The following is a 3,067-nucleotide window of genomic DNA, read 5'->3' as shown; positions in this document are numbered from 1 at the left end:
TATAAATACGCTTTTAGTTGTTCAAACAAGTGGAACCACCTCTTTTATTATACTTAACAAGGCTGTAATACTTAATCCATCAAATATGATTGACAGATAGGTTGAAGGGCACTTGTATGAATAATATAGAAAATAAAGTTATTGTTATCACTGGTGCAAGTAGTGGTTTAGGTGAAGCTACTGCTCGCTTACTTGCTAAAAAAGGTGCAAAGGTTGTACTTGGTGCTAGACGTACTGAAAAATTAGAGGCTATTGTTCACGACATTCGTGCTGAAGGTGGTCAAGCTGAATTTATTGGTATGGATATAACCAAACCACAGGAAGTACAAGCACTTATTGAAAAGGCATTAAGCGCATTTGGTCAAATCGATGTATTGGTAAACAATGCTGGATTAATGTCTATTGCACCATTAAGTGAGCTAAAAGTTGATGAATGGGATCGTATGATCGACATAAATATCAAAGGTGTTCTTTATGGTATAGCAGCTACCCTACCTGTTTTCCAAAAACAAAACTTTGGACACTTTATTAATCTCGCATCTGTTGCAGGGATAAAAGTATTTAGTCCAGGAGGTACTGTTTATAGCGGTACTAAGTTTGCTGTAAGAGCCATCTCTGAAGGCCTTCGTCATGAAGTTGGGGGAACAATTAGAACGACTACTATTGAGCCTGGTGCAGTTGAGTCAGAACTAAAATTTGGTTCTTCTCATAAAGAAAGTTCAGAGTTTGTTACTGATTTCTACAAACAAGCTATACCAGCTGACTCAGTCGCTCGAGCAATTGCTTATGCAATTGAACAGCCTGCGGATGTAGATATTAATGAAATTGTTTTACGCCCAACGAGCCAAGAGTTTTAATAATTGAATAACAAAAAATGGGAGCACCTCGCTCCCATTTTTACTATATTTTTAAAGTTAAGGACAAATCTATGAAAGCCGTATCGTATGTTATAAATAACCATGATGATTTTAAAAATTCATTGGTAGATATTGAAAAAGCGAAGCCTACGCTTAAGGAGCGTGATGTACTGGTAAAAGTTCAGGCAATCTCTGTGAATCCAGTTGATACCAAAGTGAGAAAAAATTCGTCTGAAGCAAATAATCGTATTTTAGGTTGGGATGCCGTTGGGGAAATTATCGAAGTTGGCTCAAAAGTTACCTCGTTTAAAGTAGGAGATTTTGTTTGGTATGCTGGCGATTTAACCCGAGATGGTAGTAATGCTGAGTTTCAAGCAGTCGATGAACGAATTATCAGTCTTAAACCAATTACAGTATCTAATGCAGAAGCAGCAGCATTGCCATTAACTGCAATAACGGCATGGGAAATGCTGTTTGATCGGTTTCAAATTTCAGAAACAGAAGTTGGCAGTATTTTAATTATTGGTGGTGCAGGTGGTGTAGGATCAATCGCTATCCAACTCCTAAAAGCAAAAACAAATCTGACCGTTATAGCAACAGCTTCACGTGAAGAAACGAAATCTTGGGTGGAATCACTTGGTGCCGACCATGTCATTGATCATAGCAAAGATTTAAATGCACAAATCGAGACACTAGGCATTGCAAAACCAAAATATGTATTCTCTACAAATCATACAGAAACGTATATCAAGCAAATAGTTTCTCTGATTGCACCACAAGGCAAGCTTGGATTGATCGATGATCCACAAACATTTGATATTATGCCGTTTAAGACTAAATCTATTTCTATCCATTGGGAGTTGATGTTCACCCGTTCAATGTATGAAACTGATGATATTGAAAAGCAAGGTGATCTATTGCAACAGGTTGCCCAATTAGTTGACCAGCAAAAAATTAGAAGTACCCTCAACCAAAATCTAGGAAAAATTAACGCTGCACACTTGGAGGAGGCGCATAAGTTGCTTGAATCAGGCAAGTCAAAAGGCAAAATTGTACTAGAAAACTTCTAAAACAAATTCAAGGTGAAATAATGACTATTTCAATAATTGCGAACTTTAAGGCAAAATCAGATCAAAAAGAGACGTTAGAAGCGCTTTTAAAAAGTGTAATAGAGCCTACTGCAAAATCAACACTTACTTGAACACCCATTCTCATCCAAGTTGGACACTTTAATAGATTTATACGTAAATTAAAGTGTCGCTTTACTTGGACAAAAATAAAAAAAATTACTCGATTTTTTTACCTCGTTTTTTTCGCATAGATTCACCTGCCAAATTGAAAATATGCGATCTATGAACAATACGATCTAGCAATGCCTCACCAACTGTTTGGTCCTCAAAGTGGTTAAGCCATAGATTGGTTTCATATTGACTTGTGATTAGTAGTGAACCGTTGTCACTATGTTTATCAATAACACTAATAAAATGAGTTAACCAAGAGTTATTGATCTGTGACAAACCAAAATCATCCAAAATGAGCAATTTACAGGAAAGTAATTTCTTCTTTAAGGTCAATATAGTTCCTAAATTTACCGCTGTATTGAAATCTTCGAACAACTCAGTTGTATTATAAAAGATGACTTTAAAACCCAACTTACATGCGTTCGTTCCAAATGCAGAGGCAAGCCATGTCTTACCTATACCACTTGCACCTGTAAAAATTAGATTATGTTTGGACTTAATCCATTCACAATCAGCAAAGCTTTGTAAAATATCACTTGTAAGCCCTTTTTTATTAGAGCAATCTATTTCTGTCAGGCTACTTGTCGGATATCGTATATTCGATTTATTTAGCAATGATAAGATTTTTCGATTGCTGACTTCATTTTGCTCGGCGATTAGTAATTCATTGAGAATTTCTAATGAGGTCTTTTTATTGTTAACCATTTCATCATAATGATCAACGAAGCAATTCAAACAACCATTGAGTTTTAAATCTTGCATTTTTTGTGCAATAACGCTCTTTGTAGTCATCTTACATCCCCTCCGAAATAATTAGCACCACGTAAGTTTGCGTGTGTATAGGGATTCATTGTTTGAGTGGTGTTTAGAGGTTGGATATATTTTCTATTTTTGAGTACATACAATAGGTCTGTAACTGCTAATAGTGAACCGTACCGGGTTTGTCGGAGACATTTTTATTTAAGTTAG

Annotated in this window: 3 protein-coding genes and 1 pseudogene; 3 read left to right on the top strand and 1 reads right to left on the bottom strand. The window is 35.9% G+C overall.

The annotated features are described in order from the left end of the window. Nucleotides 1-116 precede the first annotated feature (116 nt). The 3 genes and pseudogenes from OKC24_RS19340 to OKC24_RS19330 all read left to right on the top strand — a co-directional run. The gene (locus tag OKC24_RS19340) at nt 117-857 is read left to right on the top strand and encodes an SDR family oxidoreductase (RefSeq protein ID WP_001059479.1); all 741 of its coding nucleotides are present in this window, start codon (nt 117-119) and stop codon (nt 855-857) included. A gap of 71 nt (nt 858-928) precedes the next feature. Beyond that, nucleotides 929-1,927: a zinc-binding alcohol dehydrogenase family protein gene (locus OKC24_RS19335; protein WP_265466252.1), complete on the top strand. Its 999-nt coding sequence runs from the start codon at nt 929-931 to the stop codon at nt 1,925-1,927. Between the two features lie 20 nt (nt 1,928-1,947). Next, a pseudogene (locus OKC24_RS19330) lies at nt 1,948-2,037 on the top strand (putative quinol monooxygenase); the annotation flags it as partial. Between the two features lie 106 nt (nt 2,038-2,143). Here the strand turns inward: OKC24_RS19330 and OKC24_RS19325 are convergent. Then, a complete protein-coding gene (locus tag OKC24_RS19325) occupies nt 2,144-2,890 on the bottom strand; it encodes an ATP-binding protein (RefSeq protein WP_265466251.1) in 747 nt (248 codons plus the stop codon). Nucleotides 2,891-3,067: the final 177 nt, after the last annotated feature.

This window comes from Acinetobacter entericus, from assembly GCF_026168575.1.
GTDB classification, from domain to species: Bacteria; Pseudomonadota; Gammaproteobacteria; order Pseudomonadales; family Moraxellaceae; genus Acinetobacter; species Acinetobacter bouvetii.
This window is presented reverse-complemented; position numbering and strand designations above follow the sequence as displayed.

Coding starts and splice junctions, on each gene's coding strand:
- OKC24_RS19335 (WP_265466252.1), top strand. CDS start 929: ATGAAAGCCGTATCGTATGTTATAAATAACCATGATGATTTTAAAAAT.
- OKC24_RS19340 (WP_001059479.1), top strand. CDS start 117: ATGAATAATATAGAAAATAAAGTTATTGTTATCACTGGTGCAAGTAGT.
- OKC24_RS19325 (WP_265466251.1), bottom strand. CDS start 2,890: ATGACTACAAAGAGCGTTATTGCACAAAAAATGCAAGATTTAAAACTC.